The organism is Sphingomonas colocasiae, assembly GCF_019880585.1.
GTDB lineage: Bacteria > Pseudomonadota > Alphaproteobacteria > Sphingomonadales > Sphingomonadaceae > Sphingobium_A > Sphingobium_A colocasiae.
In genome coordinates this window covers 416,221-432,598 of record NZ_JAINVV010000001.1, presented here as the reverse complement: position 1 = coordinate 432,598, position 16,378 = coordinate 416,221, and the positions used below count along the sequence as shown (strand labels likewise).

Below are 16,378 nucleotides of genomic sequence, written 5' to 3'. Positions count from 1 at the left end.
ATTTTATGTGGTCTGGTAGGAGTGACGATTGGTTAGCGCGCCCTACGCGGTCGCCCGAAACATTTTTGTAAGAAATTTGTATCGGCTCATTCAGAGAGGGTTTCCTGATCGCGGCCTTTGGTGATCTTGAGGCCCAAAATGTCCGCCAGAGTCCCCAGCGCGCGCTCGCGATCTTCCACCTGTAGCCTGATCGTTACGCGCTGATCGCCGAGCTTTGGATCAGCCAGCTTCACTTGCCGCGGGAAGAACAGGTTGAGGTCCTCAACGACGCGCGAGATCGGCGCATCTTCATAATCGAGCGTGCGCGTGCGCCATTCGGCGATGCCCTCGGACGGAATGGCAGCGGCTACAACCGCTGTCGTCGGTGGAAGCGCTGTCGCGTCGCCAAGCGAGACCCGCTTGCCGGCAGTAATCCGGGCTATCTCCTGCCCCCTACGCGGACCCGATAAAGCTTTGATCGCGACGACGCCTTCAATGACCGCCACATCGAGTTGACCGTCACGATTTCGGACGTTGAACGCCGTACCGACGGCGCGCACCTCATAATCCTCTGTCCGCACAAGGAACGGCCGTGACTTGTCCTTACGGACGAAGAAAACAGCCTCGCCTTCGCCTAGGTCGACGGTCCGCTCATTATGCTTTTCCGCAAAGGCGAGCTTCGTCGCGACATTGGCCGTAATGACGCTGCCATCAGGCATAGTCGCCGTGCGCTGCTCACCGATGGCCGTCGCGATCTGGCTGGAACCCTGTTCCGCTCCCGGCCAGCTCACAAAGAGAGCGCCCGCGCCAACCATCAGGGCGACGCTCGCGGCAACCGGCAACCAACGGCGCGAGACCACGGGACTATGCTGCGGCTTGACGGCATCGGGATTGAGCCCGGCAAGCTCGCCCCACAGCTCATGCATCGAGTTCAAAGCCGCCTGATTGACCGGGCTTTGGCGCCACACATCATATTCCGAGCGTTCCTCAACGGTCATGGGGCCGCGACGAAGGGCAGCGAACCAATTCGCAGCTTCTTCCCTTATGTCGTCGCTGAACTTCATGATGCGTAGAAACTCCTTGAACCCGATTGACGCTTGAACACCGCTCTCCCCCTAGTCGCCGTCGGCATCATTTTGATCCAATTCGGCAGATATTCGATTGAGGGCGGCGGCGAGATGCCCCTCGGCCGTCCGCGCGCTGATGCCAAGCCGCTTGGCAATCTGCGCATAGGTCAGGCTTTCAAAGCGGTGCAGATGAAGCACTTCACGCTGACGCGTCGGAAGACGTTCTATGATTGCCATGGTGCGCGCCAAACGGTCCGACGCAATGACCGAGCGCTCGGGATCGGGGGCAGCGTCGACCGCCACGGCGTCGAGATCGGAAGAGTCCGAGATGATCGTGGAGCGAAATGCCCGGCGGCGAAGTCTGTCTATAACGGTGTTGCGGGTGACCGCCATGACGAACGCCGCCGCCGATTTCAGAGGCTGCGCTTGTTCAGCTTCCATCGATTTCAGGAAGGCGTCCTGGACGACATCCTCGGCGTCTTCCTCGCCTCCTTTACGGGCAAGCGCGCGCACAAGCTTACGCTTGCTGCGGTACACGCCTTCGAGCGAGTCGTCATCGGATTCTGCTCTACTCCCCATGCTGTCATGATGGCGAAACAAAGAGTCTCGTCAACGCCGCGATGGGCGGCTCGCTTCAACCAACTGATTACAAATGATACTTTCGGCGCCACTTGAAGCCTCGACTCCAATGAAAACCAAATTGGCGTCAAATTCGGGCGCGTAGACATGCGCCATGAGGCGTCAGTTGCGAAGAGATCGAAATAATGTTGGTGGTTGATGCCAGACTTGGCCTTTGCTCAGAATTTCATCGACCTATCGCGCAGCGCGGCCTCCGTGGACGCGCTTTTCGCGATGCTCGCCGACGCGGCGAGATATATCGGCTTTCCGAATGTCTCGATCGTACCGGTGTTCGCTGCGGCAACGGATGAACCGCCCTGTTTCCTCCAATGCAATAATTATCCCGAAGGCTGGGAGGAGTTCTTCCTCAGCCAGGAGCTTTTCCAGAGTTGCCCGGTCCTCAGGACCAGCCAAGACACGACCGTCGGTTTCCGCTGGGATGAGATTGTGGACCCGACGGACGAAGAACGCGCGACGATCGAAGCATCTCGCCGTCTTGGTCTCGGTGAGGGTTTCACGGTGCCGAGCTGCCTTCTCGGTCTCGCCCATGGTTCGGTCAATTTCGTGACCAAGCCCGGCGTTTCGATCCCCTGTCACCGAAGGCGCCTTGTTGCCGAGATCATCGGCTCGCATAGCCTTGAACAACTTTATCGGATCTGCCTGCCGAGGAGCGACCGCAAGCCGGTCAAGCTGACCGCGCGCCAGATGGAAATCGTGCTTCTCGCAATGCAGGGCAAATCGGACAGCGTTATCGCTCAGTTGCTCGGAATCACTCCCGGCAGCGTCAACGAGACGATGGGGCGGGCGTTGAAAGCCTACAAGGTCGCACACCGCATCCAGCTCGCGCTCCGCGCCGTCTGGAGCGGCGAGGTCACGCTTATCCAAGCGATTGGCGTCAACCCTGTACCTACCCGGTTGGGTCGATAGCGCGACCTGCGCCACATCCCCGGCATCCGAACCGGGAGACAGAAACATGCTCAAATATCTCGATGCCGTGGGCGAAACGCCCACTGGCAGATATCTCCGCACGATGTTCGAAGACCGGAAACGCGTCTTCGTCGACCGTTGCGGCTGGGAACTGCCCGTGACCGACTGCGGGCTCGAACATGACCAATATGACGGCATCGACGCTCGCTATCTCGGGCTCGTCGGCGCCGACGACGCCCATCTCGCTTCACTGCGGCTGGTTCCGACAACCAGGCCGCATCTTCTCGACGAGCATTTCGGCTATCTTTGCGAATGCGCGCCGCCGACGGGGCCCGGTATCTTCGAAGTGACGCGGTTCTGCCTCACGCCCAGCGTCCCGGCGGCACAGCGTCGAATGCTGCGGACATGCCTGATATCGCATCTGGTCGATCGCTGTGTTGCCGACGGCATCCATATGCTGACCGGCATCACTTCCGCGGGCTTCCTCGCACAGCTTCTTGAGATGGGATGGCGGTGCGAGCGGCTTGGTCCGGAGGCCGCACTCGCTTCCGGGAAGGTCGGGGCATTCAAGATCAGCTTTGACAGCGATACCGCGCGCCAGCTCAGCGAGCGCGGCGAATATATTCCACCCACCGAGCGCGATGCGATCGGCAAGGCTTACCCCGAAGCTGGCTTCCTGAAATTGGAGTTGGGGCAATGACGGCCGATGCAAATCGCGCCGCGGCGGCACTCCACGATCTGGAAACGAGCGGATATGCCGTGCTGCGATCGGCAGTCCCCGCCGCCGAATTGTCGGCGATCGGCGATTGTTTTGCCCGCCGCTTCGCATCGACGCCTTTTTGCCAAGGCGGTTTCTATGGAGGCAAAACCAAGCGCTTCGGTCGCCTTCTTATTCGGCATCCCAATGTCGCGGCACTGGTCGAGCACCCGATCATCCGCACGGTAATGGACGCCGTCCTTTTGCCAGCCTGCGACCGGCTCAACCTCAATCTGACGCAGGCAATCGAGCTACACCCCGGCGCGCCCGCGCAGGTGCCGCACCGCGATCAGGATCTCTGGCCGGGCGCAAAGGGATCATTCGAATATCTCGTCAATGTGATGTGGCCGCTCACACCATTCACGGAAGCAAATGGCGGAACCTGCCTATGGCCGGGGAGCCACCGTGACGTGAATATCACCGATGCCGAACCCTCCATCGTGCCAGACCTCTATATGGGTGACGCGCTGATCTGGCTTGGCTCGACGCTGCATGGTGCCGGCGCAAACCGCAGCGAGCATTCGCGCGTCGGAGTGATCGTCAGCTATTGCCTCGGCTGGCTCAAGCCGTTCGAGAATCAATGGCTCGCCTATCCGCCGGCGATTGCGCGTCATTTCTCGACCGAGCTTGCCGCCCTTGTGGGCTACAGCCAGCACCGACCCAACCTCGGCAATTTCGAAGGGCAATGCCCGTCCATCGTCCTTCGCGACGATCTTCCCGAGCATATCGGTGCCATCGATGCGCTGAGCCCCGAACAAAGCCAAGCGCTCGCAGCATATATGGCTGAGCAGGAGCTTCGATCGATCCCATGACCCGTAAGGCTGGCCCTGATGCTCCGGGCGTGATCGACGCAGCCAAGGCCCGAGAAGGCAGCCCTTTCCTGACCACGAAGCAGGCTGCCTTCTATCTCGGCGTCTCGCCGCGCACGCTCCAGGACATGCGGACCGACGGACGCGGCCCGCCCTATCACCGGCATGGCCGGTCGGTCCGTTATCATGCGAGCGAGCTGATCGAATGGGCAACTGGCGATCCCATAATCGGCAAGAGGGCTTGATCATGCCCGTATCACGCCGCGTTCGCCCTCGGATCAGCCGAAAGCTGCTGGCGTTCGCGACCCTCGGCGTGGCGATGATCGCCCTGCCCACTTTGCTAGCTCCGGCACCGCGCCTAATCTGGAATGCATCCGCCAGCGCGCCAATAGGATTTTATCTCATTCGGCCAGGCGCGAATTGGCGAGAGGGCGACACGGTTCTGGTTCGCATTCCGCAACGGCACTCAATGCTGGCTGCCCAACGCGGCTATCTCCCGCCCGCCGTGCCGCTGATAAAGCGCGCGGCCGTCATCGGCCCAGGCACGATCTGCGCGCGCGGCGAAGAGATTCTGCTCGATGGCGAGTGGATTGCCCAAAGACGAAGAGCGGATCGCCAAGGCCGCGCCCTCCCCGCGTGGCAAGGCTGCCTGGACCTGCGATCCAACATGGTCTTCTTGCTGGGCGAAGGTCCATGGTCGTTCGACAGCCGGTATTTCGGACCGGTCCCTACGGATAATGTCATCGGCTCCGCGCGATGGATCGGACGCCCATGAAAGCCCCCACCGCGCTGGTAGCTGCGTTCGCGCTGGCACTGACCTTCCCCGCGAAGGCCAATCCGCTCGATCGTTGGCAGCCACTGATCAAGGAAGCCTCGGTCCGCTACGGTATTCCAGCGACATGGATCGAGCGCGTCATTCTCGCCGAAAGCGGCGGCCACACCCGGCTCAATGGCCAGCTCATCACAAGCTCGGCAGGAGCAATGGGGCTGATGCAGCTCATGCCGCAGACATGGGCAGAGATCACCAAAAGCGAGCGTCTTGGCTCCAATCCGCATCATCCGCGCGCAAATATCTTGGCCGGGACCTATTACCTCCGCCTGATGTACGATCGGTTCGGCTACCCTGGTCTGTTCGCGGCATACAATGCCGGGCCCGCAAGATACTCGGCCTATCTTTCCGGACGAGCCTCCCTCCCCGGCGAAACGCGCCAATATGTGCGCAGTGTCACCGCGCACAGCAGAGGTCGCCGGACATATTCCGATCAGAACCCGCCGGCGGGACTCGTCGTCCGATCCACGAAGTCGGATCCGCGCCCGGAGCCGCACGCGCTATTTGCTATCAAGGTTGGGGGCTCCGCGAGCCCAGCGCAATAGTCGGTAGTGCTGGAGAGCTGTGCCGAGGACTATTCGGCGATATCTTCTGGAATACCTTCCACGAGCACAGACGCACTGACTTTAAGAGCCGCAGCGATCTGCCCCACGATCTTCACGGTAGGATTTCTTCTGCCGCGTTCGACGTCGCTCATATAGCTGCGAGCTAGGCCCGCTTGAAACGCCAGTTCTTCCTGCGACATGCCGGATGCCACTCGTGCTTGCCGCACATTGTTACCGAAGATCGTTTGAGCATCCATCGGTAGGGAAAAGCCGCGATGGCAATTTGCTTCCACCCGATATGAGTGTCATTTCGCATCTCCCATGCTATGCGATCCGAATGCACAAATCGGACACTGTTCAGAGCCCCGGCACTCTCACCGTCGAAGATTGGGAACGGCGATTCAAATATGTCCGCTTGTTGGAAGCAGAAGCCGCGAACGTGCCTTGGGAGGCCGCGGCGCGAGAAATCCTTGAATTAGGTCCGCAGATGGACAGCGGAACGGTCCGGCAAGTTTGGCAGCAATATATGGAACGAGCCCGGCTTATGCACCGGATCGGACATGCATTCGTCTGCCAAAACAGGCACCGCTGAAGAGGGGAGAAGCGGCGCCGTATCTCGCCACACGGCCGAGCGGTGTATCGTGGCGCCATCTCGGCACTATGGTGCCGAATTGACACTCTTGACGCTCCATCCGGACGCCGCATCTTTCATATTGCGCCTATCCCCAGACGCGTATTGTGCATGAAGGATGATACCGTGCGAAACGATGCCCCCCTCGTCTCCATGAAAATCGCAATCCATCTAACCTCGCTGTCGCGAGCAACCATTTATCGCCGCATCGCAGAAAGAAAGTTCCCGCCGCTGGTCGACCTCGGTGGACGGCGCATCGCCTTTCATCGCGAAGAGCTTGACCGCTGGATCGCCAATCCTGGGAGCTACCAGCCGCCCGCCTGAACTATAACGCCGCCGGCTGGGGAGCGTCGGCGGCACCTGTTACGAGAGCGTGCGCCGAACGTCTTTCAAGAGAAGGGAGAGGTGGTAACTATCGGTGAGCGATGGCTCAAATCCGTAGCGCTCGTAAAAATCCTTCGCATCGTCATCCTTCGCATGAACGACGATCGCGCGGATGCCTGCCAAGTCGGCCGCCTGTAATGTGCGCAGCATGGCATCCTTGAGCAGCCCCGCTCCGAGCCCCTTGCCCTGATAGTCCATTGCGATCGCCAGCCGCGCGAGCAGCATGACCGGAACGGGATGCCTAGGCATTCCTTTGGTCAACCGCTCCGCAGCATCGTCATAGGCTACCTCGCCTACCACGAGACTGTAGAAGCCCACCACGCGATCCCCGTCCAACGCGACATAGCTGTTGGCGGCGCCCGCCTGCTGACTTTGCAGCGCGTGACGATCCAGAAAACGATTTAGCGGCTCTTTGCCGCAGTCGAATTCAGCGACGATATGGGTACGGTCGAGCTTTTCAATTCGCAGCGCCCCCGCTTTGGCACCACTCATTTGGCGCGCGGTTGCTCAAATACGCTCGGTTCGTTCAGCAACTTGCGCAAGGCTGGCACCGACTTTGGAGGCGCGTCCAAGGCGGCCTGAAACGCTTGCCAGCGCTCGGCATCGAGACCGAATCTTGTCCGGTCTGGAAGCGTCTCCGCGGCGCGCGCGAGCGCGCTTTCGATCACGAACTCGCTCACCGAGCGCGAGGACGCCACCGCAGCCGTCTGCAGAATGCGCTTCGCTGTGGCGGTGAGCCGCAAATCTAGCTTTTCGGTACGGGCAGCAGCGCGAGCCATTTGAAATCTCCTTGCAGCCCATATAGCAATTTCGCCCGACATTGTCATGACAATTTTACGCCGCCGTTTTCTGGCGCAGGACGGCCACACGATCGGCGCTTCGGCCGATTACCTCCGCTTCGAGATAGCTCGCCCAGGCATTCAGGGCCCGCTTACGCGGCTCGAACAATTCCGACCGGTTGTAGATGCGCTGGACCTTCGATCGCGTCGCCGTCGCGACATGGTTGAGGATACGATCCGCGACCGCCGCGTCGATCCCGAGTTCATCGCAGGCGATCGTGTTGAACGTCGTTCGAAGGTCATGGACCGTCCAGTGCGGCACCGTCACAGGGGCTCGCCCATGTTTCGCGGCCTCCTTATCTCGTGCCTCCGCTATCAACCGGTCGAGCCGGGCCTTGGCTTTTGCAAAGCCGCTGACTGGCGTCACGCCCGTGGTGGTAAACACGTAACGGCTCTCTTTTGGATGATCTTCGTCAGTCAGATCTTTCGGCCGTGCCGGATCGTTGATCGCATCAATCAGGATTGCGCGTGCCAACGGCGATAGCGGAATCCTGAGCGCCTTCGCATTCTTGGTTGCCCCTGCTCTGAGCGTCCACACGCCCTCAGTCGGATCGTCATCGTGCCCAAGATCGAGGGAATTGACTTCGATTGCTGCATTCTCCTGCCGGCGCAGCGGCTGGACGATCGACAATCGATAGAGATGCTTGAACGGGTACCCCAATGCGTCGGTGGCATCCCAGATTTCACGCAGTTCTTCCACGCTGTGAAACCGGTCGCGCTCATTCTCGTTCGAGGGTTTGCGGATATTCGCCGCCGGATTCTGATCCAGCAATTCCTCTTCGACACACCATTCAAAGAAGGCGTTCGCATACGCCAACTGACGGTTGGCCGAAATCGGCGCATCCACCGCCTTGGCCCGCACCACCTCGGCGACTTCCGCGCGAGTCAGCGTCTTGATATCGCGCTCGGAGAATGACGAGAGCAAGCCTTTGGGGCCGTCCAATGCGGACCGAGTTTTCTTATGAGTCCTCAACTGGACCAGTTTCTCGGCATCATAGCGATCGAGGGCTCGTAGAACCGAATAGCACGCGAGTTCAGCCGCCAGCTTCTCACGAGCGGCTTCCTCACGCTCCCGTTTCAACTCCGCCGACGGATCCAGACCGCGGCTAATCTGAGCCTTCCAATCGGCCGCTTTGGCCCGCGCAGCTTCGAGAGTCAGCTCGGGAAACTCTTGCGCGTACCCGCCCAATGTTCGGCGGGTCGGATTGGAACTGGGAGGGAAGCGCGCGAGCAACACAAAGCTGATCTGCGCAGCCTTACCTTTGTAGCGGCCATGCTCGACGGCCGCATCCCCAACCCGGACCCGCAAACCGCTGATGTGAGTGTCGGCAATTTCGTACCGCTTCCCGGGAGCAGCCGGCTCCAAATTATTGAGACCGCGAACGGTAAATTCGAGCTTCTTGGTCATGGCCACCTCATTCTCAGGGCAACGCTGGGGCAACACTGGGGCAACACTGGGGCAACAAATTGGCTGAGCTTCAGCGCTGCATCCTGAGGCGTGATAAATCACGGTTCATCTACAAATACAAGTAAAACAAAGATAATTTTTGGATATACGATCTCTTCTGGTTCATCTAGAAACACCCTGAAATCGCATGTTCGCTGACTCTTAATCAGCGGGTCCTAGGTTCGAGCCCTAGTGCGTCCACCACCTTTTCAAGCAGTTAAGCAGAGTGGGCCTCCCACCCCGTGCTTCATGTCCGGCTGATGTCCGAAAGAGCAGAGGGGCTACCCGCCTGCTCAAATTGCAACGCGTTGCACCGCCTCTGCTCATTGATCCCTCCTCTTAGTGCCCCTACAAACCGCGACACTTGATCGACGTCCGGCCTTCGGAGCGCAAGGAATTGTGATGATGGGGGGATCGTGACGAAGCTGACCCAGCAGGAACTGGAACGGCATCTTTGGGGCGCAGCGGACATTCTGCGCGGGACCGTGGATGCCGGGGACTACAAGCAATATATCTTCGGCCTGCTGTTCTATAAGCGCCTCTGCGATGTGTGGGACGAGGAGTTTGAGAAGCTCCTGACCGAAACGGGCGACCGCGAGGAAGCGGCGGACCCGGACGAGCACCGGTTCGACATCCCGGCGGAGCATCGCTGGGACGCGGTGCGCCAGCAATCGACCCTGATCGGCCAGCGCCTCAACAACGCGCTCGCTGCGATCGAAGACGCGAACTTCCGCCTACGGGGCGTGTTCGGCGACGTGGACTTCGCCAATCAGGATCGCTTCTCCGACGCCCTGCTCGAAAAGCTGCTTACCCATTTCGAGAAGCATCGGCTGCGCAACGCCGATGTGCCTGCCGACATGCTCGGCGACGCCTATCTATATCTGATCAAGATGTTTGCGGAGGGTGCGGGCAAGAAGGGTGGCGAGTTCTATACGCCCCGCTCGATCGTCCGTCTAATGGTCGAGATCGTCGCGCCGCGCCCCGGCATGTCGATCTACGACCCCACCTGCGGCTCGGCGGGCATGTTGCTGGAGGCGGTCCAGTATCTGAAAGATCGCGGCGAGAACGCGCGCAGCCTGTCGCTCTATGGACAGGAAAAGAACTTCGCGACGTGGGGCATCGCCGAGATCAACCTGTTTCTCCACGACGTGGACGATGCCTTCATCGCCAAGGGCGACACGATCCTGTCACCAAAGCGCTACGTTCCCAAGGCGCGCGAGTTCGTCGAGGGTGTCGGCGCTTATGATCGCGTCCTCGCCAACCCTCCCTTCTCGGAGAAGGTGTGGGGCTATGAGGTCTGGCAGAACGGTGATCCGTTCGGGCGCGATGAATATGGCTGCCCGCCCAAGGGCTATGGTGACCTAGCCTTCGTACAGCACATGCTCGCCAGCCTGAAAGACGGGGGCGTGCTGGCGGTGGTTGTGCCGCATGGCGTGCTGTTCCGTGGCGGGGCCGAGGGACGCATCCGGCAGGCTATGCTGGACGCCGACGTGATCGAGGCGGTGGTAGGACTGGCTCCGAACCTGTTCTACGGCGCGGGCATCCCAGCCGCTTTGCTGATCTGCCATAAGAAGAAACCCGCCGACCGGCGCGGCAAGGTGCTGATCGTCAACGGCGATGCGACCTACACACCCGGCAAGGCGCAGAACTTCCTGATCGACGAACATATCCGCACGTTGACCGATGCCGTCCACGGCTTTGCCGACATCGACAAGCTGGCCCGCGTGGTGCCGGTAGACGAGATCGCCGCCAACGGCCACAACCTCAATATTAGCCGCTATGTGCAGACCGGCGCGGATGCCGAGGCGGTCGATGTCGCGGTGGAAGTTGCCAAGCTGCAAGACCTGATCGCCCAGCGGAACGAGGCCGAAGCGGTGATGTTCGGCCACTTGCGGAGGCTCGGTTATGTCGAGTGAGGCGCTGGCAACCTGTCAGCCGCCCTTACAAGTTGAGGTCGCGCCCGGCCCTCCAGCCGACTGGCAAACGGCGACACTCGGCGATGTCGTCGATACGCTCATTGCCGGGGTGAGCGTCAACGCGGACAATCGTCAGATCGACGATGGCGAGATCGGCGTGCTGAAAACGAGTTGCGTTTCCGGCGGTCAGTTTGTCCCTGATGAGCACAAGGCTGTTCTCGCGGGAGAAGTTGATCGAGTGCGCACTCCTGTCCGGGCTGGCTCGATCATCATCAGCCGTATGAACACACCCGCGCTGGTCGGGGCCAACGCATATGTGGATCAGGATCACCCTGACCTGTTCCTGCCTGACCGGCTCTGGCAACTTCGCACCAATCACCGCGCCGATTGCCGGTGGCTTTCCTATTCCATGCAATCGGCATCGTTCCGGCGCTTCATCGACGACATTGCCACCGGCACGAGTGGCTCGATGAAGAACATCTCGAAGGAGCGCCTTCTCCAAGCTTCGTTGGCGCTCCCCCCGCTCGAAGAGCAGCGGCGGATAGCCGAGGTGCTGCGGTCGGTGGATGAGGCGATTGCTGCCAATGAGGCAGTCGCCGTTCAGGCAGATCGCGCATTTCAAGCTACACTGATTGAACTGATCGGTAATGCTCCCGCACACTGGGAGACGGTGAGACTAGGGCAAATCGCCGACCTCACTTTGGGGAAAATGCTCGATAAGAAAAAGAACAGGGGGGAGTTGAGGCCTTACCTTGCAAATATCAACGTACGGTGGGGTGCGTTTGATATGACCGACCTTCGCCACATGCGGTTTGAAGAGCGCGAGCTTGAGCGATACGGCCTCCGCTGCGGGGATATCGTCATGTGTGAAGGAGGTGAGCCGGGAAGGTGTGCCCTTTGGATCAATGAAGGATCAGATATGATGATCCAGAAGGCTTTGCATCGTATCCGTCCGCAAGAAGGTGTTGACTGTCATTATCTCTACTACGCACTGGTGAATGGTGTTCGTTCCGGCGCATATGATGAGTATATGACCGGAAGCGGCATCAAGCATTTGCCCCGCAATCAACTTGCGAAAATTGAAGTCTCTCTACCGCCATTCGACGAGCAGCAACGGATCGCCGACGCACTGCGGATGGTGGAACAAGCCGCTGCGACTAAACTGGATGCCTTGGAACAGGCTCGCCAGATTAAAGCCACCCTGATGTCCGACCTTCTCTCCGGTCGCGTAAGGATGCCCGCGTGAACGAGTATCGCCTTGCCGAGAAGCCCGCGCTCGATATGCTGGCGGCGATGGGCTGGCAGGAGCTATCCCCAACCGCCGCCTTGGCGATGCGGGTGGAAGAGAACCGGGTCATCCTCAAGCCCGTGCTGATCGCGGCGCTGCGCGACCTCAACGGCATTGGTGAGGCCGACGCCGAGGCGATCTACGCCGACCTTGCCACGCTGTCTGACAATGAGGATTGGCAGCGCAAGCTGCGCGGCGGCTATTCCCGCCGCCTGACCGGCGAGAACCGCGATAGCCCGATCGCGCTGGTCGACTTCAAGAACCCTAGCCGCAACCAGTTCCACGTTACCCGCCAGTTCCGCGTTGCCGCCCAGCGACCGCGCGTGGCCGATCTGGTGCTGTTCGTAAACGGCATCCCGCTGGCGGTGATCGAGGCCAAGTCGCCGCTCAAGGCCACGGCACGCGCCGAGGAAGCTTTCGAGCAGATCAAGCAGTATGAGCGCGACATCCCGCGCCTGTTCGCGTCCAACGCCTTCAACATCGTCACCGATGGCATGACGACGCTCTACGGCGCAACCGGCAGCCCGGCGCAGTTCTATGCTCCGTGGCCTGATGCATGGCCGCGCACCCGCGCGGACTTCCCGGACGATCTGTCGAAAGACCTGTGGTGCCTGTGCGAGCCGTCGCGGCTGCTCGACCTGCTGGCGCACTTCATCGTGTTCGAAGTGGACCCCGAGACGGGCCGCAAGATAAAGAAAGCCTGCCGCTATCAGCAGTTCAGGGCGGTCAACAAGGCCGTGCAACGGGTTGCAACCGGCGAGCACCGCAAGGGCTTGATCTGGCACACGCAGGGTTCGGGCAAGAGCCTGACGATGGTGTTCCTCGCGCTGAAGCTGAAAACCCACCTCACCCTCGACGCGCCGACGCTGGCCAATCCCAACATCCTCGTGTTGACCGACCGGATCGACTTGGACGACCAGATCAGCAAGACCTTCGTCGCCTGCGGCCTGCCCAATCCAGCGCAGTGCGGATCGGTGGCGGCGCTGCGCGAGGCGGTGAACCGGGGCGGCAATGGGCAAATCCTGCTCTCCACCATCTTCAAGTTCGCCGGATCGAAAGAGCCGATCTCGAACTCGGCCAACTGGATCGTGCTGGTGGACGAGTGCCACCGCACGCAGGAGAAGGACTTGGGCGCGTTCCTGCAAGCGACGTTGCCCGATGCCCACTTCTACGGCTTCACCGGCACTCCGATTAAATCCACGGACAAGGACACCTACGCCCGGTTCAGCGTTGCGAGCGAAGGCTACCTCGACAAGTATGGGATCGACGACGCCGTGCGCGACGGTGCGACCGTGCCGATCCTCTACGAGGGCCGGAAAGCCGACTGGTCGATTAACGAGGCCGAGATCGACATCCTGTTCGACCGGTGGTTCGTCGATCTGCCCGACGACAAGCGCGAGGATTTGAAGCGTAAGGGCCTAACGCTGGCGACCATCGCCAAGCACCCGGAGCGTATCCGTCTGATCGCGCTCGACATATGGGAGCACTTCAAGGCGGTGTGTCAGCCGGATGGCTTCAAGGCGCAGATCGTGGTGGTGGATCGCGAGGCGGTGATCCTCTACCGCGCCGCGCTCGCCGGGGTGATCGCCGCCGATCTCGTGCGCGGTGGCATCGATGCCGAGACGGCGCAGACCGACGCCGACGCGATGATCGCCTGCGTCTATTCCAAGAGCCAAGAGGACAACAAGCCGAGCGAGAACGCCGAGGTGCAAGCCCTTCGTGATGGTCTGGAGGCGTTCTACCTCGACGCCGAGGGCGAGAAGGACGCCAAGAAGCGGTTCAAGGCATACGGCGCGCAGCCCAGCTTCCTGATCGTCTGCGACAAGCTGCTAACCGGGTTTGACGCGCCCATCGAGCACGTGATGTATCTCGACAAGCCGCTCAAGGAGCACAACCTGCTCCAAGCCATCGCCCGGACCAACCGCACCTGTTCGATCAACCTGCCGGACGGCGGCGAGATCGCCAAGCCCAATGGCCGGATCGTCGATTACATCGGCGTTACCAACCATCTCGACGAGGCGTTGAAGTCCTACCGCGCCGACGACGTGGAAAACGCGCTGCGCGACATCGCCAATCTGCGCAACGATCTCAGGGAAGCCCATGCCCGCTACCGGGCGCAGAAGCGCGCCATGGGGTTGGAGGGCATGGACGAGAAGGCCGCAGCCTATGCCGCCGCCGCTATCGCCGCCGATGGCCGGGAGGACGAATGGTTCGACCTCCAGCGCCTCACCCGCATCTTCATCAAGGTCTATGGCGATCTGTCCCCCGATCCCGCGATCCTAGACTTCACCGCCGAAGTGAAATGGGCGGCAGCGTTCCTGCGCCTCGCGACGCAGGCCATCGCCAAGGAAGAGAGCCTCGATCACCGCAGCTACACCGGCAAGATCAGGGACATGCTCGAAACGCATGTCCATGTGACCGGGCTGTCCACCACCATCCGCTTGCGCAACATCACCGACCCGAACTTCGCCGATGATTTCGAGACCAACGAGAAATCGGACGAGGAGTTGCAGGAAGCGTTCGTGCGCAAGTCCGCCGAGCTTCGTCGGGTGACCCGCGAACTGGTGGACAAGAACCCGGCGCAATATGGCAGCTTCTCCGAGCGGGTGCTGGAGATCATCCGCCGGTTCGAGGCCGGGCAGATCGCTGCCGCCGATGGCTTGGCCGATTTCGAGGGGCTGACCGGCGACATACAGGCCGAGCAAGGCGCGCACACCGAACTGGGCATGGACGAGAACGCTTTTTCGATCCTGCGCATAATGGAGACGATCGCTCCGGACATTGCGCACGACACCTTGCAAACCGCTGCGATGGCGATCGGCGCGGTTTATGCCGACGCTGCCGCGACCCAACCCGCCTTTGCTCATATGGAAGCGTATCTGCGAAGCCTGCGGCAACAGGTGCGTCGCATCCTGACCGAGCACGGCGTCGGCGAGACCAAGATCATCCGTGAGAAGGTCGAGGACTTCGCGATCCACGCCTACGGCGGTGGGGCCTGATGCCGGTTCTCCAGATCGGCCGCGCCGAGATCGCGTATGAACTCCGGCGTAGTGCCACGGCTGCGGAGCGCCGCATTACGGTCACCCCTGACCATGTCGAGGTGATGGCGCTGACCACCGACGGCGACGACGACATCGCCGGATTTCTCGATCGCAAACGGCAATGGCTATTCAACACCATGCGCGACATGGAGCGCATCGCAGCCAGCCGCCATGCCGTGCCCCGGTTTATGACCGGCTCGAAAATACCCTATCGGGGTCGTAACATGCCGCTTACCGTCCGGCGCACCGATGCCGATCGTGCAATGGTCAACTATCGCAACGGTTTCATCGTCGATTTGCCACATTGGGCTGGGCAGGACGCTGATCGCCTAGTTGCCAGCGAGTTGCAGCACTGGCTGAAACAGCGCGCCCGCCGCGATGCAAGAGAGATCGCCGCCAATTACGGCAAGCGGTTCGGCCTCATTCCCCGGTCAATCCGAGTAGAAGATTTCGCCAACGGATGGGGATCGTGCGGGCCGGAGGGCAACGTGCTTATCAACTGGCACCTGATTTTTGCGCCAAGGAAGGTGCTAGAGTATGTCGTTGTGCATGAACTTGCCCATCTGCGTCACCGTTCGCATGACAAGGAGTTCTGGAGCTTTTTGAAAGAGCTACTTCCAAATTACGAACCAAGAAAGACGTGGCTCGACAATCATCAATCAGGACTGTCCGCCGATTTCCTCGAAGGTCGATGAGGTGGATCGCTCACAACCGCTTCTTCAAACTTCGGCTTCACCTGAAAGCCCTCTGCCAGCAAACGAAGAATAGGCTCTGGCGTCAGGACGCGCCTTATATGCTCAAATTTGAACGGCAGCGGCTCTCGATAACCACCCTGCTCCCATGGAAAGAACTGACCATCCCATATGAGCGCCGCCTGCCGACGATGTTTGTCCAACTCGACGAAAGTGCCATCCGGCAGGTTCGTGCCCGCCGAAAATCTCTCTGCCATCGGTGACAGACGGAGAGCTTCATCTATGTCGGGAGCCCGCAATGGTCTGCTGAACTGGCCAATAGCAGCGCTCCACACCGCCTTAAAGCGCTTCCAGTCTTCGCGGAGGCAAGAGCCACAAGGCCGGTGCCCAGCCGCCAAAGCGACCGCTTCATCATGGAAGAACAACGGATAATATCGACCCGGAGTATCAAACATCACTCGGCGTCCCCCACCATCTAAGGTGCAGTATATCCATGCTTTGTGTGCCCAGTGCCGTTCGCCAAGAGAACCATCTGACGCATGGATATCGCCCCGGTTGCCCATCAATGAGCCCTTTGCGAAATGTGCCTCAATGGCTCCAAATGGTGAG

18 protein-coding genes are annotated in these 16,378 nt (G+C 60.5%); 11 read left to right on the top strand and 7 right to left on the bottom strand.

The features are described from left to right. Window positions 1–86: 86 nt before the first annotated feature. Together K7G82_RS02090 and K7G82_RS02085 are read right to left on the bottom strand one after the other, a co-directional pair. On the bottom strand, window positions 87–1,043 hold the full coding sequence (locus K7G82_RS02090) for a FecR family protein (RefSeq protein WP_222988153.1): 957 nt from the start codon (window positions 1,041–1,043) through the stop codon (window positions 87–89). A 51-nt stretch (window positions 1,044–1,094) separates the two neighbouring features. Then, the gene (locus K7G82_RS02085; RefSeq protein ID WP_222988152.1) at window positions 1,095–1,646 is read right to left on the bottom strand and encodes an RNA polymerase sigma factor; all 552 of its coding nucleotides are present in this window, start codon (window positions 1,644–1,646) and stop codon (window positions 1,095–1,097) included. A gap of 177 nt (window positions 1,647–1,823) precedes the next feature. On the opposite strand from K7G82_RS02085, the gene K7G82_RS02080 reads away from it, so the two are divergent. From K7G82_RS02080 to K7G82_RS02055, 6 genes are read left to right on the top strand one after another with little or no spacing between them, the layout of a single operon-like run. Then, the gene (locus K7G82_RS02080; RefSeq protein ID WP_222988151.1) at window positions 1,824–2,591 is read left to right on the top strand and encodes a helix-turn-helix transcriptional regulator; all 768 of its coding nucleotides are present in this window, start codon (window positions 1,824–1,826) and stop codon (window positions 2,589–2,591) included. Window positions 2,592–2,637: 46 nt separating this feature from the next. Continuing rightward, window positions 2,638–3,291 (top strand): acyl-homoserine-lactone synthase, encoded by a 654-nt coding sequence (locus K7G82_RS02075; RefSeq protein WP_222988150.1) that lies wholly within the window; start codon window positions 2,638–2,640, stop codon window positions 3,289–3,291. Continuing rightward, window positions 3,288–4,160, top strand: a complete 873-nt coding sequence (locus K7G82_RS02070; protein ID WP_222988149.1) for a phytanoyl-CoA dioxygenase family protein — start codon at window positions 3,288–3,290, stop codon at window positions 4,158–4,160. Before K7G82_RS02075 ends, K7G82_RS02070 begins: the two co-directional genes overlap by 4 nt. Continuing rightward, on the top strand, window positions 4,157–4,402 hold the full coding sequence (locus tag K7G82_RS02065; protein WP_222988148.1) for a helix-turn-helix domain-containing protein: 246 nt from the start codon (window positions 4,157–4,159) through the stop codon (window positions 4,400–4,402). The genes K7G82_RS02070 and K7G82_RS02065 overlap by 4 nt, the downstream gene beginning before the upstream one ends. A 2-nt stretch (window positions 4,403–4,404) precedes the next feature. Beyond that, complete coding sequence (locus tag K7G82_RS02060; RefSeq protein WP_222988147.1) at window positions 4,405–4,932, top strand: S26 family signal peptidase; 528 nt, start codon at window positions 4,405–4,407, stop codon at window positions 4,930–4,932. Beyond that, entirely contained in the window at window positions 4,929–5,531 is a 603-nt protein-coding gene (locus K7G82_RS02055; protein ID WP_222988146.1) for a lytic transglycosylase domain-containing protein, read from the top strand. Before K7G82_RS02060 ends, K7G82_RS02055 begins: the two co-directional genes overlap by 4 nt. Window positions 5,532–5,560: 29 nt before the next feature. Here the strand turns inward: K7G82_RS02055 and K7G82_RS02050 are convergent, their stop codons facing one another. Continuing rightward, entirely contained in the window at window positions 5,561–5,788 is a 228-nt protein-coding gene (locus K7G82_RS02050) for a helix-turn-helix domain-containing protein (RefSeq protein ID WP_222988145.1), read from the bottom strand. Between the two features lie 485 nt (window positions 5,789–6,273). Between K7G82_RS02050 and K7G82_RS02045 the strand changes: the two genes are divergently transcribed. Further along, window positions 6,274–6,486 carry a helix-turn-helix transcriptional regulator gene (locus tag K7G82_RS02045; protein WP_222988144.1) on the top strand — a complete coding sequence of 71 codons (213 nt, stop codon included), beginning with the start codon at window positions 6,274–6,276 and terminating at the stop codon, window positions 6,484–6,486. A gap of 39 nt (window positions 6,487–6,525) precedes the next feature. Here the strand turns inward: K7G82_RS02045 and K7G82_RS02040 are convergent, their stop codons facing one another. The 3 genes from K7G82_RS02040 to K7G82_RS02030 are packed head-to-tail and all read right to left on the bottom strand — an operon-like array spanning window position 6,526 to window position 8,793. After that, entirely contained in the window at window positions 6,526–7,038 is a 513-nt protein-coding gene (locus tag K7G82_RS02040; protein WP_222988143.1) for a GNAT family N-acetyltransferase, read from the bottom strand. Beyond that, the gene (locus tag K7G82_RS02035) at window positions 7,035–7,325 is read right to left on the bottom strand and encodes a type II toxin-antitoxin system TacA family antitoxin (protein ID WP_222988142.1); all 291 of its coding nucleotides are present in this window, start codon (window positions 7,323–7,325) and stop codon (window positions 7,035–7,037) included. Before K7G82_RS02035 ends, K7G82_RS02040 begins: the two co-directional genes overlap by 4 nt. Window positions 7,326–7,380: 55 nt before the next feature. Next, entirely contained in the window at window positions 7,381–8,793 is a 1,413-nt protein-coding gene (locus K7G82_RS02030; protein ID WP_222988141.1) for an integrase family protein, read from the bottom strand. A 455-nt stretch (window positions 8,794–9,248) separates the two neighbouring features. Between K7G82_RS02030 and K7G82_RS02025 the strand changes: the two genes are divergently transcribed. The 4 genes from K7G82_RS02025 to K7G82_RS02010 are packed head-to-tail and all read left to right on the top strand — an operon-like array spanning window position 9,249 to window position 15,772. Further along, window positions 9,249–10,748 carry a type I restriction-modification system subunit M gene (locus tag K7G82_RS02025; protein WP_222988140.1) on the top strand — a complete coding sequence of 500 codons (1,500 nt, stop codon included), beginning with the start codon at window positions 9,249–9,251 and terminating at the stop codon, window positions 10,746–10,748. Beyond that, window positions 10,738–11,994 carry a restriction endonuclease subunit S gene (locus tag K7G82_RS02020; RefSeq protein WP_222988139.1) on the top strand — a complete coding sequence of 419 codons (1,257 nt, stop codon included), beginning with the start codon at window positions 10,738–10,740 and terminating at the stop codon, window positions 11,992–11,994. The genes K7G82_RS02025 and K7G82_RS02020 overlap by 11 nt, the downstream gene beginning before the upstream one ends. Further along, window positions 11,991–15,035: a type I restriction endonuclease subunit R gene (locus tag K7G82_RS02015; RefSeq protein WP_222988138.1), complete on the top strand. Its 3,045-nt coding sequence runs from the start codon at window positions 11,991–11,993 to the stop codon at window positions 15,033–15,035. The genes K7G82_RS02020 and K7G82_RS02015 overlap by 4 nt, the downstream gene beginning before the upstream one ends. After that, window positions 15,035–15,772 (top strand): M48 family metallopeptidase, encoded by a 738-nt coding sequence (locus tag K7G82_RS02010; protein ID WP_222988137.1) that lies wholly within the window; start codon window positions 15,035–15,037, stop codon window positions 15,770–15,772. The genes K7G82_RS02015 and K7G82_RS02010 overlap by 1 nt, the downstream gene beginning before the upstream one ends. Here the strand turns inward: K7G82_RS02010 and K7G82_RS02005 are convergent. Continuing rightward, window positions 15,733–16,332 carry a hypothetical protein gene (locus K7G82_RS02005; RefSeq protein ID WP_222988136.1) on the bottom strand — a complete coding sequence of 200 codons (600 nt, stop codon included), beginning with the start codon at window positions 16,330–16,332 and terminating at the stop codon, window positions 15,733–15,735. The two genes, K7G82_RS02010 and K7G82_RS02005, sit on opposite strands and share 40 nt — an antisense overlap. Window positions 16,333–16,378 lie beyond the last annotated feature (46 nt).